This window comes from Parapedobacter sp. GCM10030251, assembly GCF_042666505.1.
GTDB lineage: Bacteria > Bacteroidota > Bacteroidia > Sphingobacteriales > Sphingobacteriaceae > Parapedobacter.
On sequence record NZ_JBHTDN010000005.1, the window covers coordinates 61,036 to 79,440 of the forward strand.

Sequence of the window (18,405 nt, forward strand, 5' to 3'; positions counted from 1 at the left end):
ATTTTTTTAAATCCGCTCCAACGCCATCACAAGCGCAATACCGAAAACTGCCGCCGATAAAAAGAATGTCCAGTCGCGTTTGGAGACTGAAAATAGCGTGGTCGCAATAAAGGATAGGATCAAGACAATAAAGACAACCGCAAGTTGGCCCAATTCCAGGCCTAAGTTGAAAGCCAGCAGTGGTCCGGCGATGCTGCTTTCTTTGCCCAGCAGCGAACGCAAGTAATTGGAAAATCCCAGTCCGTGTATAAGTCCAAAAAACAGGGCGTAACTGTAGGTAAGCCAATCCGTATTGATTTTCCGTCGTTTGCGTTTCGTGGCAACGTTACTGAAGGCCGTTACAACGATGGTGACCGGAATAAGAAATTCAATCAACGCGGTATCCACCCGGATAAGGTTGAAAACGCTCAGTGCCAATGTCAGGGAGTGTCCAACGGTAAAAGCCGTGACCAGTATAACCACTTTTCGCCAGTCGCCTACAAAATACGTGCAGCAAAGGGCTATGACAAAAAGAATGTGATCATAACCTGCCAGGTCCAGAATATGCTGTAACCCCAACTCAAAATATACCCAAAAGTCTTGCATATTGTATATTATGTTGCGGTATTCGCTACAATATTACGTTAATTTGTTCCGAAAACACACAATCAAGTGATTAAATATGAGTAACCTTTTTATTCAGGCGATTTGGTTAGTGCTGCACCCGTTTTATGTGAGCATAACCACAGTTGACTATAACAAGGAGGCGCAACGCGTGGAAATCAGTTGCCGCATATTCTACGACGATCTGGAGGTTGCGCTCAAAGCGGCGGAGCATGCGACAACAATTGACCTGATCAATCCGGCAAACCGCAATGAAACAGATAGCTTGATTGCTCGGTACCTACGCCGCTCTATGAATCTTTCCGTAAACGGCCAGCCCCAAACACTGCACTACCTCGGATATGAAATAGAAGACGATGTCGCTTGGTGTTACCTAGAGGCCACGAAGATAACCTCCGTACAACGTATCGCCGTTAACAACCGATTATTGTTTGACCGATTCGCCAAACAAAGCAATATTTTACACGTAACGGCCAATGGTACCCGAAAGAGTATCAAACTGGACAATCCCGAGCATCACGCTGTTTTTGAATTTACTCAAAATCTCCCTCGCTGAAATCTCCGTTAAACAGGCTGCCCAACATATCGGTAAATCCAACGCCTCCATACAGGTAATTTTTGCTAAGCTGCGAGTATTCTGCTAGCCCGTGCAAGACAAATTCCATCAACAGCAGCTGTTGGCTTTCGACCAATTTAGGGTGCAGCTTTTTGACCAATGCAGCCAAGCCGGGCACTCCCATGAGCGTTTTTTTATACTGACTGTCTGATAGGGCGTCGGTAATAGACACCTCGTTTCCAAGTGTAAACCAATCGACGATAGGCGCATAGGGATTTTCGCTCTTTGACTTCTTGGCTTTCTCCGGATGGAGGAAATATTGGGTGAATAAGGTTTTGATGGCGCCACCGATCAGCCGATGCGCCACATGGACAGGCCCCTCTAGCTCGCCCTCATACACCAGCTCAATTTTACCGGTGATGGCAGGGACAATGCCGGAAAAATCAGCCAACCGGGCGACGGTCTTTTTCTGCCCCGAAATCAGTAGTCTCCGTTCGGCGGCACTAACCAGATTTTCGTACGCAGAAATGGTGAGACGCGCCGATACGCCCGACTTTTGGTCAATGAATTCACTTTGCCTGGCTTCAAACGCAACCTGCTCGACTAAATCCTTCAGCAGGCCATCGACCTCAATGGCTGCTTGCTGCTGGGGAGTAATATGCGCCTCCTGAAACGTAATCTTGCGGGAAATGTCAATACTCTTGGGATAATGGGTGAGAATCTGGCTCTCAATGCGGTCTTTAAGCGGAGTCACGATGGAACCACGGTTGGTGTAGTCCTCCGGATTGGCGGTAAATACGAACTGGATGTCAAGCGGTAAACGAAGCTTAAATCCACGGATTTGAATGTCCTTTTCCTGCAGCATATTGAACAATGCAACCTGTATCCGCGCTTGAAGGTCGGGAAGTTCATTGATCACGAAAATACCGCGATGGGCGCGGGGAATCAACCCGAAATGGATGATTCGCTCGTCGTTGTAAGTGAGTTTCAACGTCGCCGCTTTGATGGGATCTACATCGCCCACCAAGTCGGCCACCGTCACATCAGGCGTAGCCAGCTTTTCGGTATATCGTTCTGAACGGTGCAGCCAAGCAATGGGCGTATCGTCGCCATGTGCCTCGATCTCATTCCGGGCATACCATGAGATGGGATTCATTGGGTCATCAAACAATTCGCTTCCCGCTATATAGGGCACGTATTCGTCCAGCAGATCCACCATAAGCCGGGCGATACGGGTTTTTGCCTGACCGCGCAGCCCTAACAGCAAAATATTATGCCGAGAAAGAATTGCTGTCTGCAATTCGGGAATGACCGTTTCATCGTAGCCCACAATTCCCTGAAAGCCGACTTTGTTTTCACGCAGCAGCTCGATGAGGTTGGCTCTGAGTTCGTCTTTTACCGTTCGGTACCGATACCCTGATTTCTTAAGTTCACCAATCGTTTTTATTGCTATATCCATAAGTTAATTTGCTCTTTGTTTTATCTTTTGATCCTCAGTGCTTCTAATCTATTGCATTCACGGGCACAGGATACGGTAGCGTAGCATTCCGAATCCAGACGCGGGCAAGAGACGTAAACCAATCATCGCACGGTTTTGCGCCGGTTGCGGATGTAGTCTTCGAAGATGTATTCCCCCAGGCCCTGAAGGGAGCTGTAAAACGCTCTGCCTCCATTGGTTTCAGTAAACTGCCGGACGAATTGTTGCAGATAGGGGTCACGGGCAATCATAAATGTCGTAATCGGAATATTCAGGCGTTTGCACTGGGCCGCCATATTGAGCGTCTTGTTGACCACTTTGCGGTCCAAACCGACGCTGTTTTTATAATAACGGCCGTTTTCCTTCAGGCAGGTCGGTTTACCATCGGTAATCATAAAGATTTGTTTGTTGTGGGTTTTGCGCCTGCGTAATAAATCGGTTGCTAATTCCAATCCTGCCAACGTATTCGTATGATAAGGCCCAACCTGCAGATATGGCAGATCTTTGAGCGTGATGGGCCATGCATCGTTGCCGAACACCACGATATCCAGTGTGTCCTTGGGATAACGGGTGTGGATAAGCTCAGCCAGCGCCATGGCGACTTTCTTGGCGGGCGTGATTCGATCTTCACCGTAAAGAATCATACTGTGGGAAATATCGATCATCAACACCGTAGATGTCAAGGTTTTAAAATCCCGCTCTTCCACTTCGAGATCCCGTTCGGTCAGCATGAAATTGCCAATGCCATGGTTCACCTGCGCATTATGGATAGACGAGGTCATATCGATCTGGTCCAGGCTATCGCCATACTGATATTCTCGTCGATCCGCGTTTTTTTCTTCACCCAAACCCGATAGATTGCTGTTGTGGTTGCCCCGGCCACTTTTCCGGAGCTTGCCAAAAATCTCTTCCAGGGCAGATTGGCGGATACTTTGCTCGCTTTTTGCCGTTATCCGGAATTCTCCCGAACCGGAATCCTCACTGAGGTATCCTTTATCTTTAAGCTCCTGTATGAAATCGCCGATCCCGTAGTCGTCATTTGTCAGGTTGTATTGTTTGTCCAATTCATTAAGCCAAGCCAGTGCTTCTCCCGCGTCTCCTGCCGTATACTGCAGCAACTGCATGAAAAGCTTTAGCAGTTCGTCAAAACTGCCTTTGGGTAATGGGCTGGGAATATATTGTGAAAAATGGTAGCCGCGCATATTATTTTCTGTCTAAGTTAGCTCTTTTTTACGATTGTACGAACCAACTGTTGTTTTTTTACACTGTGGCGATTTGTTCATAAATCTGTATTTTTACGAAAACATTCATTATGAAATAATTGTTTTCAGTGGTCTAATGGAACCTGCATTTCCATTGCCCTTTGCGTCAGGCTGACATGCAGGTTTTATAACAATTATTGTTTCTCAGTCAATATTTAGTCGGGTAACAAAAAAAGAATATTTGCATTAAGCGTTACGTTAGTTTATGAAACCAATTTGGAAATGGGTTATTGGCATCGTAACAGGCCTGCTCATAATCGTGGTAGCAGGTGCATGGTACCTAAGCCGACATTGGAAGCCGATATTGGATGCTCAGATCAAGGAGGCCGTCATCAGATCAACGGACAGTCTTTACCTGATTGGTTACGAGGATCTGGATTTTAACTTGATTACCGGTAACGCATCCATTAAGAGTTTGCGGCTGACCGTAGACAGTGGGCGGTATGCCGAACTGGAGCGTATGCAACAAGCACCCGACAATGTATATAACATTCGTATTGAAAATTTACAAATCCGGAGCTTTCATCCGCGCCGGATTCTTACAGATCGGCGGTTGCACATTGACGACATCATTATCGACACACCCGATATACACATCGTGAACAAATACCATGCTTACAACGACACAATTGCGATCAAGCGTGATACGCAAACGCTTTACCAACGTATTTCCGGCATTCTCAATGAGTTAAGTGTAAGTAATGTGCTTTTTAACGATATCCATTTCAGGTTTTCGAAGAAGACAGACACGGCAACCAACGAAACCGAACTGCACAATCTGAATGTCAAAGTGCGTGACATTCTGATCGATTCAATCTCCCAATTTGATACTACCCGATTCTTTCACACACGGGCCATCGATGTGGATGTGCCGGGATTCCGGTACGAAACCCCCGACAGCTTTTATTACGCAAGTTTCGATCGCCTGCAAATCGCCACGCTATATAGACAAGTCACACTTACGGGATTGAAGTATGCGCCCCGGATGAGTAAGGACGAATTTTATAAACGAAAAAAAATGGCAAAGGAGATGGTGGTAATCGCGTTTCCGACCATACGCCTGGAAGACATCGATCTGCAACGCTTTGTAAACAATCAGAAAATACACGCCGGCAGCCTACATATTGACAGCGGCACCGTGGTCATATCCAATGATCTGCGGTACCCGAAACACGTTACCGATAAAATTGGCAAATCGCCGCATCAATTACTGCGCAAAATGAAGCAACCCCTGAAAATCGATTCTGTTGTGCTGAATAACATCGACATCAGTTATGCTGAAGTGGGCCGTAAATACCAAAAGGAAGGGAAGATAACCTTTGATCGAACCGGTGGCGTGCTTTACAATGTGACCAATGATTCGCTGGCGCTGATCCAGAACAAAACCATGCGGGCAGATTTGACGACGTATTTGATGGACATTGGCAAATTGAACGTAGAATTCACTTTTGATATGCTGGATAAGCGAGGTTCGCACACCTATAAGGGGTCGCTTGGCCCAATGAATGGCAAACCGTTGAACCGGATTATCACGCCGCTGCTAAATGCAGAGGTAGCCAGTGCCAATATAAGGCGTTTGAGCTTCGACCTTTCTGCAGACGATTACCGATCCAAAGGATCATTGCGCTTTGACTACAACCAAATGCGACTTAACCTACTAACCACTACCGAGGAAGGCAAAAAGGGATCGATGAAAGTAGCCTCCTTTCTGGCAAATAGTTTCATCATTAATGACAGCAATCCAGATGCAAATGGCCAATACCATACAGGCAGGATCAACTACACACGACCCCATACGTATTCGTTTTTTAAAACGCTTTGGCAAAGTTTGCTACAAGGGATCAAAGAATGCGCGGGAATCAGTCCGGAAAGGGAGCGAAAAATCATGAATGCGGCAGAAGATGCCAAGAAAGCCTCCGAGAGAACAAGCGGTTTCTTTAAACGAGTTTTCGGAAAAAAGGATAGGGGAAAAGAAGATTAGTCCGAAAGCGATGTAGTAAAATGCCTTTCCTTAATATTTTGGCCTGAACAGGTCCAGAAACTTGACAAACACCCCATTCTTGGGGGGCAATCCTGCTTGTTCACGTTCCAAGTTAATTGCTTCCCGGCGGGTAAGCGCTACCATATCCATACGTTGGTCCTGTAGAGGCCGGTCATATCGGTCTGTTTCGACGGCGGCGATCCGATCGATTACATCAATGCCGGAAATAAGTTCGCCAAATACCGTATAGTTCTGATCTAGGTGAGGTGTACCACCCAGGGTTTTGTATACTTCACGTTGATAAGGCGGAATTTTGCGCCCTCCCAGTCGCATTTGCTCCAGGCTATCAAGCCCCGCATCAGTAAATGTTCTCCCCTGCACAAGATAAAACTGGGAACCGCTGGAAGCTTTTTCCGGATTCTCATCACGTGCAGCCGCAATTACCCCTTTCTTGTGAAAAAGGCTGTCAGAAAATTCCGCCGGAATGGTATAGTCTGGCCCCCCTTCGCCCAAGCGCTGCCGTTCCGCGGCATGACGGGAATCGGGATCGCCTCCTTGAATCATAAAATTGCGAATCACTCGGTGAAACAACAGGTCGTCGTAATATCCCTGGCGTACCAGCTTTACGAAATTATTGCGATGGAGCGGTGTTTCATCGTATAGCATGAGCAAGCATTCCCCTTGCGTAGTGATGATACGTACGTACTTATGAGGCGGCGCAGCATGCACTAAGCAGATATGGAAGATAAAAAGCGTTATAACGGAAAAAATTCGTTTCATCATGCGTTGCCTAGTTCTTCAAAATAATCAATAATGAGCGACTTTAGAAGCATCTCCTGCTCCAAAAGCGTGTAGTTGGGAATGGGCTTGACAAGCCGCCAATGCGGCCAGCCGTCCTGATCTAATCCCTCCAACTCGTAAAAACCCATTGCGCTGAACAGTCGGCAAGTGGCAATATGCATCAACTCTTCCTTTTGCCTCTTGGTAAACTTCAGCGGGCCTTTACCTAATTCCTGTACGCCGATTAGGAATAGCATGATCTTGATATCGGGCTTCTCCATCTCAAACCGTGCAGCGGTCTCGGTCTGTAATTCGGCCCACTTCCGATTGATTAACGTCGCGTTCACCGAGCAAACTTAGATAAATTGCAGATAAAAAGCAATTATTCACTAGGTCCCTTGCGTTCATTAATATCGCTTCGCAGTTATCGATCTCCCATGTCTTTTGAGACACCCCAATGCGGTGAGGGGTGTGGTAAATCGGTAGCGGCGTATGGAGACCCTCGGCCGGTCGTATGTTGCGGTGCACCGCAACAATCTGTGGAATTATTCCACAAACAGTGTGCGGAAAACGGGCAACGTTCGGGAGCTATCGCCCATACTGACATCGGATGAAAGGACGTTCTCCTTCGTGATCATATTGATTTTCAAACGGGTTGCCGACGGACACCGCAAATAATCGTTGTTTATCGAGCCGATACCGATTGTTGGCATAATATTGTTACGTCACTAATCGTTAATGGAACTTTGAAATAACATTTAACAAAATAACATTCCCGGTTGGGCGTGTAGAAGAAAACGGTAAATTACTTAGTATAGTATGAACTGTTTGTTTTAGTATCTGGAAAGGCGTCGCTTCGGTGGCGCTTTTTTTTTAACAGATGCTATTTCAGTATGTCGATCAATTCATTGCATCGCTGCAGCACGAGACGATAAACGGGCTCAAAGAGGTCATTGTCGTAATAAGGATCCGGAACTTCACTGTCGTCAAGGAAAAGCTGTACGCGCGCGCGGTGATCAGCCGTTTTGGCCTGAGTCATCAGACTGCGGAGGTTTCTGCGATCCATCGCAAGGATGTGGTCGAACGCATCGAAATGACTATCACTGAATTGCTGTGCCCGTTGTTCGCTGATATCCACGCCATAGCGTCTAGCAATAGCAATCGCGCGGTGATCGGGTGGATTGCCCACATGCCAACCGCCAATGCCTGCAGAATCCACGGTCCAGTCAAGCCCCTTTCTGTGAACCAATTGTTGTAAAACACCGTGCGCCAATGGGGAACGGCATATATTGCCGAGACATACCATCAATATCTTCATGATCAATCCTTAAAACTGCAAAGTAAATATGCTTCCTTTTCCCGCTTCGCTTTGAACCAAGATGTTTCCGCCGTGCAGCAGCATGATTTGCTTACTAAGGGTGAGGCCTACGCCACTGCCTGTTTTTCGCGTTGTAAAGAACGGGATAAAAATGCTTTCGAGCAAATCCGGCGGGATGCCTATACCGTTGTCACTTATCTTAATCTGCGGTTTGCCGTCGTTTGCCGAGGCAGACAGCGAAATGTATGGGCTGGGCATCTCCTTAACGGCTTCCATGGCATTGAGTAACAAATTGATCAACACCTGCTCAATTAAATTTATATCCAGCTCCAGTTGCAATTGTGTGTCTTTGAGAATGATATCTAACTCGATATTTTTTTGAATGAGCGAGGGCTCCATAAGCTGGTACAGATTTTCGAATAATTCTGACGCATACACCTTGCTGAGATTAGGCCGCTCGATTTTATTTAATGAACGATAGGTGCCCGCAAATTTAAGCAACCCCTCGCTTCGACGTTTTATGGTTTCGGTGCCGAGCCGGATATCGTCGAGGTCTTCGTTGTTAGGCAGGTTATCCAAACGGCTTTTTAGCGTGTCCGCCAGCGAAGATATGGGAGCAATTGAATTCATGATTTCGTGGGTGAGTACACTCAGTAGTTTTTGCCAAGCTTTGGATTCCGTTTCATCGATGGCCTCGTTAACATTCTGGTAGACGATCAGCTGGAACCTTCCTTCAGGTGTCTGAAATTGGCTTGTGGTAAGCAGCAGCTTGATATTTCCCCGTCCCGCATTTACGCTAAGCAGCCTTTGATCGCCGGGGACCAACTGAATGCTTTTGAGGTAGAGGTCTTCATTTCGACGCTGGAGCGCCTCAAATTTATGGAGGTAGGGAATGCCAAACAGTTTTTTGAAAGCTTCATTCATCCACACAACCTCTTGGGTATCGATGTTGTAGGACAGTATAGCGGTATCGACAATTTCCAGAATCTGCTGCAGGTATTGGTATTGGGTTTCCCTTTCGCTACTGATTTTTTTAAAAACGCCGTTGATTTCGTTAAAGGCGCTTCGCAAAGGCAGCAACTCTGCTTTCGCGTGGCTAAGTGGAAAATGTCGCGTAAAATCACGGTAGTGGGCGGCTTCCGCAAATTCCTCCAGTTCCTTATAGGCCCGCAATTGCGAGCGGAAATTGAGTGCGAGCATCCAAATGCAAAACGGCCCCAGTAGTAAGCTGTATAGGTACTGTTCTTTAAACAATAGATAGGCCAGACCGGTTAAGGCCACTAAAAGCAGTATAGCACGAAAAAAAATCAGCCGCCGAAATCGCCGCATTTAAAGGTCATATTTATTTAGCCGCCGGTAAAGAGCAGTCCGCGTGATTCCGAGTTCCTTCGCAGCCTTGCTGATATTCCCCCCATGTTTTTCCACCACATTGGCGATGGTGATGCGCTCGAGTTCGCCCAAGTTGTGTTCTTCGGGTAGCTGACGTTGCACGGGATGGTTCTGCGACGACTGCTCTATCGCCGAGAAGATAAGGTCTTCCGCCCCCAGAATTTCTCCCTCCGCCATGATGACAGCACGCTCAATGCTATACTGAAGCTCCCGAACATTACCTGGATAGTGATATTTGAGGAGTTTTTGGGCTGCGCTGTTGTCAAGATCCGTCAGGGACTTCCTGTATTTCTCTGCATATTTTTGAAGAAAATGACGGGCAATGCGAAGAATATCATCGCCTCGTTCCCGCAGAGGCGGCACCTGCAGGTCGACCGTATTAATTCTATAGATAAGATCTTTGCGGAAACGGCTTTCATTGGCCAATTCTGTCAAAGGCACATTGGTCGCGCAAACCAGCCGGATGTCTATGGGGATAGGCGTATTGCTTCCCAACGGAATAACCTGCCGATTTTGTAGCACGCTGAGCAATTTGGCCTGCTGTTGGAGGGAGATATTCCCGATTTCATCGAGAAATAACGTGCCGCCATTCGCGGCTTCAAACCGGCCGATACGGTCTTCCCGGGCATCGGTAAATGCGCCTTTTTTATGACCGAATAGTTCGCTTTCAAACAAGCTTTCGGTCAATGCACCGACATCGACTTTGATAAAAGGCCGATCTGCTCGCGAGGATTGCCTGTGGATACCGGTTGCGATCAAGTCCTTGCCCGTTCCATTCTCGCCCAGTATAAGAATATTGGCATCGGTAGGTGCGATTTTATTGATTTTGTACAGCAAGTCCTGCATGACCTCCGATTCTCCGATAAATTCCGAATCCGGCCCCGTTGCAGGTTCAGCTGCCTTTTTAGGGCCCTTCTTCGATAACAATCCGGTAATCACGCCAATGAGCTGTTCATTTTGCCAGGGTTTTACCACAAAATCGGCAGCTCCCTGTTTTAACGACGTTACCGCTAAATCTATCGCGCCATAAGCCGTGATCATGACAACAGGCAATTCCGGTTTAAGCGCCTTTATGCGGCCAAGCCAGTATAGTCCTTCGTTTCCGGTATTGATGGTGCTTTTGAAATTCATATCCAACAATACCAAATCGGGGCTTTCTCGTGCAATTAGGGAGGGGATCTGCTCAGGATTATGTTCTGTGATGACTTTACTTACTTGTTGTTTAAGCAAGAGCCGTACAGCGGTTAGCACATCCGGGTCGTCGTCTACGACTAATATACGTGAATGTTTCATGGAGCTGCTTACTATCCAATCAAAACGTAAAACTACAACTATAAGTTCGGCTCGCAAAAAAATGAAAAAATAATTTTGAATGTCAGGTAACAGCACTATATTTGCAGTCCGAAAACGAAGGGAGCTTAGCTCAGCTGGTTCAGAGCACCTGCCTTACAAGCAGGGGGTCACTGGTTCGAACCCAGTAGCTCCCACCACCACCCGCCACATGGCGGGTGTTTTTTTTTACCTTGGACGCCTGCATACGCATCACCGACCCCTTCCCGCGGGGTTGCGTTCGGGGTGAAAATTCATAGGATGGTAGGTTATGAAAACAGCAAAATAAAGTATCTTCGTCTATGATAAAAACGATAAGCACCGTAATATTTGATTTGGATGGCACGTTAGCGAACACCTTGCCGCTTTGCATACGGGCATTCCGAGCATCCATTGAACCGCTCGCAAATCGAGCCTTATCGGATCAGGAGATCATCGCTACATTCGGGCCTTCAGAAGAGGGCACCATCATGAAGTTGGCGCCAGATCACTATGAACAGGGGGTCGCAGATTATTTAGCACATTACAAAGCTTTCCACGACATGTGTCCCACTGCGTTTGACGGGATTCCGGAATTGCTGGCTATGCTTAACGCCGGCGGTGTAGCGTTGGCCATGGTCACCGGAAAGGGACCTGCGAGCACGCAAATTACCTTAAGCCAATTCCGCTTGGCGGAATATTTCCGGGCCATCGAAACCGGGTCACCTTCGGGACCGGTCAAAGCCATCGGCATCCGGAAAGTATTGGAGATACTTGGAATCAATGATAACAATCAGGCCATTTATGTGGGAGATGCGCCAAGCGACATAATCGCATCCCGTGAAGTGGGCATCCCGGTGATTGGCGCTGCCTGGGCAGAGACGACAGACGCGAGGGCGTTGGAAGCGTTGAACCCGGATGCGTTGTTTTACTCCGTCGCCGACTTTTCGGCGTGGTTACAAAACCGTATTTTCACAACCCTGTGACTTACAACAAGGCAAACTAGTCGTAAAATTTCCACGCAATGCCTACCCGAAGATTGGCGTTGTTCATCGGATACCTTCGCACTGTATAATATCCCGCTGGCCATAGGTGCTGGTTCACGAAGTTATAACTCAGGAAAAGGTTGGCGCGTTTGAGGGTAGCTGTGGCCCATACATCCACAATGGGATAGGTAGAGAACTCGATTCCCACGTTGTCGTTGTAAAACTGTCCGATGTTAATGGCATAGGAAGGCGTTCGGAAAGGGGTGTTGAAGCGAACGTCAAAACCAAGGTTAAAATCGACAATTTTATAGAGCAAGCCATGGTAGTAGAGGCTATGCCAAGTATAGAGTTCGGGAATAGCGAGTACCGCATTGTAATCCGACTTCTGGTACACCGCGAAATTCTTGAAATGAAATCTTCCGAGTGTGACGTTTTGACCCACGGACAGCTTCAGTAGGTTGATGTTGCTTCCCAGTTGTGTGGGCTCAATAACGCGCAGCTTTCGAGAATCACGCTCTGGATTATCCACCTCACTGTAATAGAGGTAATTACTGATTAGAAAATATTCCGCTTTTCCCGAGAACCCTATGGCAGCATTCTGATAGGAAAATGAGAGGTTGGTGGTTTTGGTCTTCTCAAAATTATGATCCCGGGCATCCCATTGATGGTAGGTATAGTTCACTCGCTGAAACAGCCATTCAGGCGATTTGTTTTGGGTATACGCCCCCAGCACAACCCGGCCGATCGTGTTACTCAGCAGGATGTCTGCCTTGGCTTCGTAAAGGTAGTCTCCAAAGTTTGCTCCTTGCACTATCTGATTCAGATCGCCCGTTATGCTAATCCGATCACTGAACCGGTATCCAACACCGGCTTTCAGGGTACTATTTTGGAGGAATGTGTGGTATCCGCGGTCGCGATACCAGTGCATATCATGCTGGTATCCCAGGTCAATTTTCACCTCATTTTTGATAAAAGCCAGGGATTTTCCCCGCAGGTAAAAGCTGTAGCCAAAATCGTTGGTAATCGTATTTACCCGTGTGGTATCTTCAGTTAGCCGGTTTTGCACAAAGGGAAAGGCACCGTTCAAATCTTCTTCGTTCTTATAAAACTGGAAATTTTGAAAACGCAGGTTTAGACTATGGGACATGCGGTTCGTAGGAAGGATCTGCTGTTCGGGCTCACCGGCATGGATTGTATCCAGGCGCCCCAAAAACAGGCTTTGACGAAGGAAGATGCTGTTGTCCCGCCAAGTGTGCCTGGGACGTTCGTCACGGGTGCCTGTAAGCTTGGTAGGTTTCGAGTCGCTGGGCCGCCTATCTGGATCACGGAAAATGGTATCGTTGAGAATGGACCCATTTTCAGTGGAAATAAGCTTATTGAACACCGCGTTCGTCAATAAATTATATCGATGGTTGGCGGATTCATACCAGGCAAAAACGGCAGACTTCAAGTCGTTGTATCGCTGATTGGTGTAATACCCATCGGCACGCGCCGCGTGAAACTCACCACCGATGTTTAGCCGGGGATTGATATTCTGGGTCACTTTTGCGCGAATAACCTGATCGTCAAAAAAGAACCCGACATTGTACAGTTCCGAAAAGGGTGCCCGTGCTCGGTAATACTTGATGGAATCCGATCGGTAAAGGTATCGCTCCAAACTGTGAAATCCGGTCTGGAATCCGATGCTTTTGTTCGGAACAAAAAGCAGGTCACGCGTGGCCAGCCCATAACTGCCCAGGTTGATGCTGGGATTCATCGGTTGATTCTGGGGGTTGTAATACTGGAAATTCTGGTGGAGCGTATCGATTTGATAGGTAAACGTGCCTTGCTTCATCATGGCAAGGGTAGTGTATCGTATATACCTTGCCGAATAAATTACACTATCGACTTTATTATCTTCTGCGGCGCGCGCCGAGTCAAGTGCGCTACTAAATTCTTCCTCTTGCGCATACAACGCAGGCAGGAAAGAAAACGAACACACCGAGAGTAGCAAAACGCGAAGCAACACCTTCATTGCTGCAAAGCTACCAATTCTTTCAATATTACCGCCATCTTCGGTTCAGCGGCGGCGGCCACTTCGACGATTTCAGCAAGCGAAACAGGCCGTAAATCTTCGTGGAAACCTTCGTCAGTGATAACCGAAATGGCGAAGACAGGCAACCCCATATGGTTGGCCACAATAACTTCGGGTACAGTACTCATTCCCACGATGTCTCCGCCAATGAAGCGCATATAGCGATATTCCGCCCGGGTCTCCAGATTGGGTCCGGGTGTGGATACATAAATGGCGCGGTGGACTGTAATTTTCCGTTGTTGGGCAATGGCCATCCCCTGTTGAATCATATCGGCGTCATAGGGCCTGCTCATGTCGGGAAAGCGCGGGCCAAAGCGGGGATCGTTAGGCCCTCGCAACGGATTGTCCGGCAAAAGATTGATATGATCGTCAATGATTGCCAGATCACCTTTTCGCATTGCGGGATTGAGAGACCCTGAAGCATTGGATACAAATAATTTATAGATTCCAAGTGCCTTCATGACCCGTACCGGAAACGTAATCTGTTGCATACTGTACCCTTCGTAGTAGTGAAGGCGCCCCTGCATGGCTACGACACGGCGGCCACGGAGTGTACCGAATATCAGTTTGCCGGTATGAAATTCGACGGTGGAAATCGGAAAATTCGGAATATTGGCATACATGAGTTGGTAGCTGATTTCTACTTCCTCGGCAAGTTTGCCCAAACCTGTACCCAGAATAATACCGAATTCAGGTGTAAAATCACCGATGCGATGTTTGATAAATGACGTGGTTTCTTCAATCAAATGAAACATAGCTTCAAACTTGTTCGCCAAACTTAGCGTAATTTCCGCAAGCGGCAAAACTATGTTCGCGTATCGTTGCCGTGGTAAATACTCAGATAGCTTTCGTAACGACTAGGTGCAATCTCCTCGTCACGAAGGGCCGCCAGTACCGCGCATCCGGGTTCATTGATGTGACGGCAATTATGGAAGCGGCAATCGTTCATTAACGCACGCATTTCGGGAAAGAAATGCCCAAGTTCTTGTTGTTCAATATCGATGATGCCCAATTCACGTATTCCCGGTGTGTCAATCAACTGGCCGCCGAAGGGAAGCGTAATCATTTCGGCAAAGGTCGTGGTATGCTTACCTTTGTCTGACCATTCGGAAACCGCTGCCGTACGAAGTTTTGCATGAGGGTGGATGGCGTTAATCAGCGTAGATTTGCCGACACCGGAATGGCCCGAAATCAACGTGGTTTTATTCCGAAGCAAATCTTTTAAAATTTCGACGTTCGTACCTTTAAGGGCAGAAATTTCGTAGCAGGGGTAGCCGATGGCTTTATAGATTCCTTCGTAATCGCGCAATATGTCCAGGCCTTCTTCAGAGAACAGGTCCAGCTTATTAAATAACAACCCTGCGGGTATGTCATATGCTTCGGCGGTGACCAGAAAGCGGTCGATAAACCCTAGAGAAGTAAATGGCGAGGCCAACGTGACCACCAGCAGCGCCTGATCCAGATTGGCGGCGATGATCTGGGCTTGCTTCGATAGGTTTACAGATTTACGGATAATGTAATTCTTTCGTTCATGCAGATGCACAATGATGGCGGTATCGCCGGCGGCTTCCGCTTCAAGCGTGATGTCCACCCAGTCGCCGACCGCGATGGGGTTCGTGGTTTTGATGTCTTTGGTTCTGAATTTGCCCTTGATCCGGCACTTGTAAGTATTGCCGTCGTCAGCAAGCACCTCATACCAGCTCCCCGTTGATTTGGTGACAAGGCCCCTCATTCCATTACCCGTTGTATCCGTTTGTATCTACCGCCATTGCTGCAAAAGTCGTAAATTTATTTGTGAAGTTATGAATTTGTGCAATGCATCTCATCGCTATCGCCTATCTTTGTACGACACCAATACGTAAAGCACAGGTGAAAAAATTGTTTTTTTTAGATGGTATGGCCTTGATCTACAGGGCTTATTTTGCATTAAGTAAAACTCCAAGAATCACTTCGACGGGATTTAACACGTCTGCGATATTCGGATTTGCCAATACGTTGCTTGAATTGTTACGCACACAGCAACCCTCGCACGTCGCCGTCGTGTTTGATACGATGGCGCCCACGAATCGGCACGCCGAGTTCGAATCGTATAAAGCAAACCGACAGGCCATTCCCGAAGATCTGGCCGCGGCGATCCCCTATGTATATAAATTGATAGAAGGATTCAACATACCCCTCATTACGTTAGATGGCTATGAGGCTGACGACATCATCGGCACATTGGCAAAACAGGCTGAAGCCCGTGGATATACGGTATACTGCATGACCCCCGATAAGGATTTCGGGCAATTGGTGTCAGAGCGCGTCTTCATCTATAAACCCGCCCGATTGGGCAATGGAGCGGAAGTCCTTGGCGTGAAGGAGATACTGGAAAAGTGGGAAGTAACCGACGTCAAGCAGGTGATCGATATCCTGGGGCTTTGGGGAGATTCCGTGGATAACATACCGGGCATACCGGGTATCGGCGAGAAGACGGCCAAGGACCTGATTAAACGCTTTGGTTCCATGGAGAATATATTGGCTAATACCGATCAGCTCAAAGGCAAGCAAAAGGAAAATCTAGAAACGTTTGCGGAACAGGGGCTGATTTCGAAAAAGCTAGCGACCATTCAATTGGATGTACCCATTGAATTGGACGAAGAGAAATTGGTGCTTCGCGAACCCGATCGGGAAGCCCTAGAGCCGCTATTTGCTGAGTTGGAATTCCGTACTCTTGGCAAGCGGGTTTTTGGTGAAGAGTTTAACGTGCTGGACGGAAAGTCGACCGTAGGTGCACAGATGGATCTGTTCGGAAACGCGGTCGACAGCAGCTTGCAGACTCCGGATGCGGCAGCCGAATATGTGCCACCCACGGCCGGCCGTAGTGTCCACAACACACCCCATACCTATTTCCTGGCGGATACGCCGGAGCTGCAACAGGAATTGGCCGCTTTGTTATCCAAACAGCGAAGTTTTTGCTTTGACACGGAAACCACGGGTACAGACGCAAACACCGCAGATTTGGTGGGTCTTTCCTTTGCCATTGAACCGGGCAAGGCTTGGTATGTTCCCGCGTGCCCCGATCGCGATGAATGCCTGCGGTTACTAGCCTATTTTAAACCCGTGTTCGAGGACGAGACCATAGAAAAAATCGGACAGAATACAAAATACGACATCCTTCTCCTCGCCCGGTATGGCATCACCGTGCGGGGGCCGTTGTTCGATACGATGCTGGCACATTACCTCATCGATCCGGATACGCGGCACGGAATGGATGTCCTGGCTGAAAATTACCTAGGCTATACGCCGATCTCCATTACAGAACTGATTGGCCCGAGGGGTAAGAAACAGGGAAACATGCAGGATGTCGATATAGAAACCATCAAAGAATACGCTGCGGAGGATGCCGATATTACCTTGCAGCTGAAGGCGGTTTTTGAACCCTTGCTGGAGCAGGCAGAGGCTATCGAACTGGCTAAAAAGGTAGAGTTTCCATTGGTGCATGTACTTGCCGAAATGGAACAATGCGGAGTCAATATTGATGTACCGGTGCTGCGGCAATTCTCGGAAGCCTTGGAACGTGAGTCGTCTGTAATTGAGAAAACCATTTATGAAAAAGCGGGTGTTAGATTTAACATCGCTTCGCCGAAGCAACTTGGCGAAGTGCTTTTTGAGAAATTACAGCTTGACCCCAAAGCCAAAAAAACCAAGACCGGACAGTATAAAACCGGCGAAGATGTACTCCTGGCATTAGCTCCGAAGAGCGATATTGTAAAAGATATTCTGGAATTCAGACAATTGCAGAAACTCAAATCGACCTATGTGGATGCACTTCCTCAGCTGATAAACCCCATCACCGGGCGGGTACATACATCCTATAACCAAGCTGTGGCGGCCACAGGCCGGCTGAGTTCGACAAACCCCAATCTTCAAAATATTCCCATCCGTACGGAGCGGGGAAGGGAAGTGCGCAAAGCATTTATACCGAGGGATGACGACCACGTGATTTTATCCGCCGATTATTCGCAGATTGAATTACGGTTGGTGGCTCACATGAGCGGAGATGAAGGTATGCTGGATGCATTTGCGAAAGGCTTGGACGTGCACCGGGCCACTGCGGCGAAGGTATATGGGGTGTCGTTGGATGAAGTCACCTCTGAACAACGGAGAAATGCCAAAGCCGTTAATTTCGGCATCATCTATGGTCAGTCAGCTTTCGGCCTCTCCCAGAACCTGGGTATTCCTCGAACGGAAGCAGCACAGATCATCGAACAGTATTTTGCGCAATATCCAGGCATCAAGCGTTATATGAATGACACCATCAATTTCGCGAAAGAAAATGGCTATGTAGAAACGTTGCTGAAACGGCGGCGTTATCTGAGAGACATCAATTCGGCCAATCAAACCGTAAGGGGGTTTGCCGAACGAAATGCCATTAACGCACCGATCCAGGGGTCGGCGGCGGATATGATTAAGATAGCCATGATTGCGATACACGAGGCGATTAAGCAACGCGGATTGCGCGGCAAGATGACCATGCAAGTGCATGATGAACTGGTATTTGACGTCCCAAAGGAGGAGTTGCCCGTATTCCGCGAACTTGCTGAGCTGCATATGAAAAATGCCTTGGTGATGTCTGTTCCAATTGTGGTCGAACTGGGAGTGGGGCGTAATTGGCTGGAAGCTCATTAG

The 18,405-nt window shown here is 47.8% G+C and carries 16 protein-coding genes and 1 tRNA gene; 6 read left to right on the forward strand and 11 right to left on the reverse strand.

Going from position 1 to position 18,405, the window contains the following annotated elements; genetic code table 11:
• Window positions 1-6 precede the first annotated feature (6 nt).
• The gene (locus tag ACFQRK_RS15150; protein ID WP_379008153.1) at window positions 7-585 is read right to left on the reverse strand and encodes a HupE/UreJ family protein; all 579 of its coding nucleotides are present in this window, start codon (window positions 583-585) and stop codon (window positions 7-9) included.
• 76 nt (window positions 586-661) lie between these two features.
• On the opposite strand from ACFQRK_RS15150, the gene ACFQRK_RS15155 reads away from it, so the two are divergent.
• Complete coding sequence (locus tag ACFQRK_RS15155) at window positions 662-1,159, forward strand: DUF6702 family protein (RefSeq protein ID WP_379008155.1); 498 nt, start codon at window positions 662-664, stop codon at window positions 1,157-1,159.
• On the opposite strand, the gene ACFQRK_RS15160 is transcribed toward ACFQRK_RS15155, so the two are convergent.
• Entirely contained in the window at window positions 1,137-2,618 is a 1,482-nt protein-coding gene (locus tag ACFQRK_RS15160; RefSeq protein ID WP_379008156.1) for a sigma 54-interacting transcriptional regulator, read from the reverse strand. The two genes, ACFQRK_RS15155 and ACFQRK_RS15160, sit on opposite strands and share 23 nt — an antisense overlap.
• 122 nt (window positions 2,619-2,740) lie before the next feature.
• The gene (locus tag ACFQRK_RS15165) at window positions 2,741-3,838 is read right to left on the reverse strand and encodes a VWA domain-containing protein (protein WP_379008158.1); all 1,098 of its coding nucleotides are present in this window, start codon (window positions 3,836-3,838) and stop codon (window positions 2,741-2,743) included.
• Between the two features lie 265 nt (window positions 3,839-4,103).
• Between ACFQRK_RS15165 and ACFQRK_RS15170 the strand changes: the two genes are divergently transcribed.
• Window positions 4,104-5,879: a hypothetical protein gene (locus ACFQRK_RS15170; protein ID WP_379008159.1), complete on the forward strand. Its 1,776-nt coding sequence runs from the start codon at window positions 4,104-4,106 to the stop codon at window positions 5,877-5,879.
• A gap of 30 nt (window positions 5,880-5,909) precedes the next feature.
• Here ACFQRK_RS15170 and ACFQRK_RS15175 read toward each other — a convergent pair whose 3' ends face one another.
• The gene (locus ACFQRK_RS15175; protein ID WP_379008161.1) at window positions 5,910-6,662 is read right to left on the reverse strand and encodes a peptidylprolyl isomerase; all 753 of its coding nucleotides are present in this window, start codon (window positions 6,660-6,662) and stop codon (window positions 5,910-5,912) included.
• Window positions 6,659-7,006 (reverse strand): hypothetical protein, encoded by a 348-nt coding sequence (locus ACFQRK_RS15180; RefSeq protein WP_379008162.1) that lies wholly within the window; start codon window positions 7,004-7,006, stop codon window positions 6,659-6,661. Before ACFQRK_RS15180 ends, ACFQRK_RS15175 begins: the two co-directional genes overlap by 4 nt.
• Before the next feature lie 145 nt (window positions 7,007-7,151).
• Here ACFQRK_RS15180 and ACFQRK_RS15185 point away from each other — a divergent pair, with 145 nt between their 5' ends.
• The gene (locus tag ACFQRK_RS15185; RefSeq protein WP_379008164.1) at window positions 7,152-7,337 is read left to right on the forward strand and encodes a hypothetical protein; all 186 of its coding nucleotides are present in this window, start codon (window positions 7,152-7,154) and stop codon (window positions 7,335-7,337) included.
• 205 nt (window positions 7,338-7,542) lie between these two features.
• Here ACFQRK_RS15185 and ACFQRK_RS15190 read toward each other — a convergent pair whose 3' ends face one another.
• From ACFQRK_RS15190 to ACFQRK_RS15200, 3 genes are read right to left on the reverse strand one after another with little or no spacing between them, the layout of a single operon-like run.
• Complete coding sequence (locus tag ACFQRK_RS15190) at window positions 7,543-7,977, reverse strand: low molecular weight protein-tyrosine-phosphatase (RefSeq protein WP_379008166.1); 435 nt, start codon at window positions 7,975-7,977, stop codon at window positions 7,543-7,545.
• A 9-nt stretch (window positions 7,978-7,986) separates the two neighbouring features.
• Window positions 7,987-9,306, reverse strand: a complete 1,320-nt coding sequence (locus ACFQRK_RS15195; RefSeq protein WP_379008167.1) for a sensor histidine kinase — start codon at window positions 9,304-9,306, stop codon at window positions 7,987-7,989.
• A complete protein-coding gene (locus tag ACFQRK_RS15200) occupies window positions 9,307-10,659 on the reverse strand; it encodes a sigma-54-dependent transcriptional regulator (RefSeq protein WP_379008169.1) in 1,353 nt (450 codons plus the stop codon).
• A 119-nt stretch (window positions 10,660-10,778) separates the two neighbouring features.
• On the opposite strand from ACFQRK_RS15200, the gene ACFQRK_RS15205 reads away from it, so the two are divergent.
• Both ACFQRK_RS15205 and ACFQRK_RS15210 read left to right on the forward strand, forming a co-directional pair.
• A tRNA-Val gene (locus tag ACFQRK_RS15205) sits at window positions 10,779-10,856 on the forward strand.
• A 141-nt stretch (window positions 10,857-10,997) separates the two neighbouring features.
• Window positions 10,998-11,660, forward strand: a complete 663-nt coding sequence (locus tag ACFQRK_RS15210) for an HAD family hydrolase (protein WP_379008172.1) — start codon at window positions 10,998-11,000, stop codon at window positions 11,658-11,660.
• Between the two features lie 16 nt (window positions 11,661-11,676).
• Here the strand turns inward: ACFQRK_RS15210 and ACFQRK_RS15215 are convergent, their stop codons facing one another.
• Genes ACFQRK_RS15215 through rsgA form a run of 3 tightly spaced genes read right to left on the reverse strand, consistent with a single transcriptional unit; the run spans window position 11,677 to window position 15,466 of the window.
• Entirely contained in the window at window positions 11,677-13,674 is a 1,998-nt protein-coding gene (locus ACFQRK_RS15215) for a putative porin (protein ID WP_379008174.1), read from the reverse strand.
• Window positions 13,671-14,489 (reverse strand): purine-nucleoside phosphorylase, encoded by an 819-nt coding sequence (locus ACFQRK_RS15220; protein ID WP_379008177.1) that lies wholly within the window; start codon window positions 14,487-14,489, stop codon window positions 13,671-13,673. Before ACFQRK_RS15220 ends, ACFQRK_RS15215 begins: the two co-directional genes overlap by 4 nt.
• A gap of 50 nt (window positions 14,490-14,539) precedes the next feature.
• Window positions 14,540-15,466, reverse strand: a complete 927-nt coding sequence (rsgA, locus tag ACFQRK_RS15225) for a ribosome small subunit-dependent GTPase A (protein WP_379008179.1) — start codon at window positions 15,464-15,466, stop codon at window positions 14,540-14,542.
• Between the two features lie 164 nt (window positions 15,467-15,630).
• On the opposite strand from rsgA, the gene polA reads away from it, so the two are divergent.
• Entirely contained in the window at window positions 15,631-18,405 is a 2,775-nt protein-coding gene (gene polA / locus ACFQRK_RS15230; RefSeq protein WP_379008182.1) for a DNA polymerase I, read from the forward strand.

Excerpts from the sequence above, each read along its gene's own strand:
- ACFQRK_RS15185 (WP_379008164.1), top strand. The coding sequence starts at position 7,152 with ATGGAGACCCTCGGCCGGTCGTATGTTGCGGTGCACCGCAACAATCTG.
- polA (WP_379008182.1), top strand. The coding sequence starts at position 15,631 with ATGGCCTTGATCTACAGGGCTTATTTTGCATTAAGTAAAACTCCAAGA.
- ACFQRK_RS15155 (WP_379008155.1), top strand. The coding sequence starts at position 662 with ATGAGTAACCTTTTTATTCAGGCGATTTGGTTAGTGCTGCACCCGTTT.
- ACFQRK_RS15165 (WP_379008158.1), bottom strand. The coding sequence starts at position 3,838 with ATGCGCGGCTACCATTTTTCACAATATATTCCCAGCCCATTACCCAAA.
- ACFQRK_RS15170 (WP_379008159.1), top strand. The coding sequence starts at position 4,104 with ATGAAACCAATTTGGAAATGGGTTATTGGCATCGTAACAGGCCTGCTC.
- ACFQRK_RS15210 (WP_379008172.1), top strand. The coding sequence starts at position 10,998 with ATGATAAAAACGATAAGCACCGTAATATTTGATTTGGATGGCACGTTA.
- ACFQRK_RS15220 (WP_379008177.1), bottom strand. The coding sequence starts at position 14,489 with ATGTTTCATTTGATTGAAGAAACCACGTCATTTATCAAACATCGCATC.
- ACFQRK_RS15190 (WP_379008166.1), bottom strand. The coding sequence starts at position 7,977 with ATGAAGATATTGATGGTATGTCTCGGCAATATATGCCGTTCCCCATTG.
- rsgA (WP_379008179.1), bottom strand. The coding sequence starts at position 15,466 with ATGAGGGGCCTTGTCACCAAATCAACGGGGAGCTGGTATGAGGTGCTT.
- ACFQRK_RS15160 (WP_379008156.1), bottom strand. The coding sequence starts at position 2,618 with ATGGATATAGCAATAAAAACGATTGGTGAACTTAAGAAATCAGGGTAT.
- ACFQRK_RS15215 (WP_379008174.1), bottom strand. The coding sequence starts at position 13,674 with ATGAAGGTGTTGCTTCGCGTTTTGCTACTCTCGGTGTGTTCGTTTTCT.
- ACFQRK_RS15200 (WP_379008169.1), bottom strand. The coding sequence starts at position 10,659 with ATGAAACATTCACGTATATTAGTCGTAGACGACGACCCGGATGTGCTA.
- ACFQRK_RS15195 (WP_379008167.1), bottom strand. The coding sequence starts at position 9,306 with ATGCGGCGATTTCGGCGGCTGATTTTTTTTCGTGCTATACTGCTTTTA.
- ACFQRK_RS15150 (WP_379008153.1), bottom strand. The coding sequence starts at position 585 with ATGCAAGACTTTTGGGTATATTTTGAGTTGGGGTTACAGCATATTCTG.
- ACFQRK_RS15175 (WP_379008161.1), bottom strand. The coding sequence starts at position 6,662 with ATGATGAAACGAATTTTTTCCGTTATAACGCTTTTTATCTTCCATATC.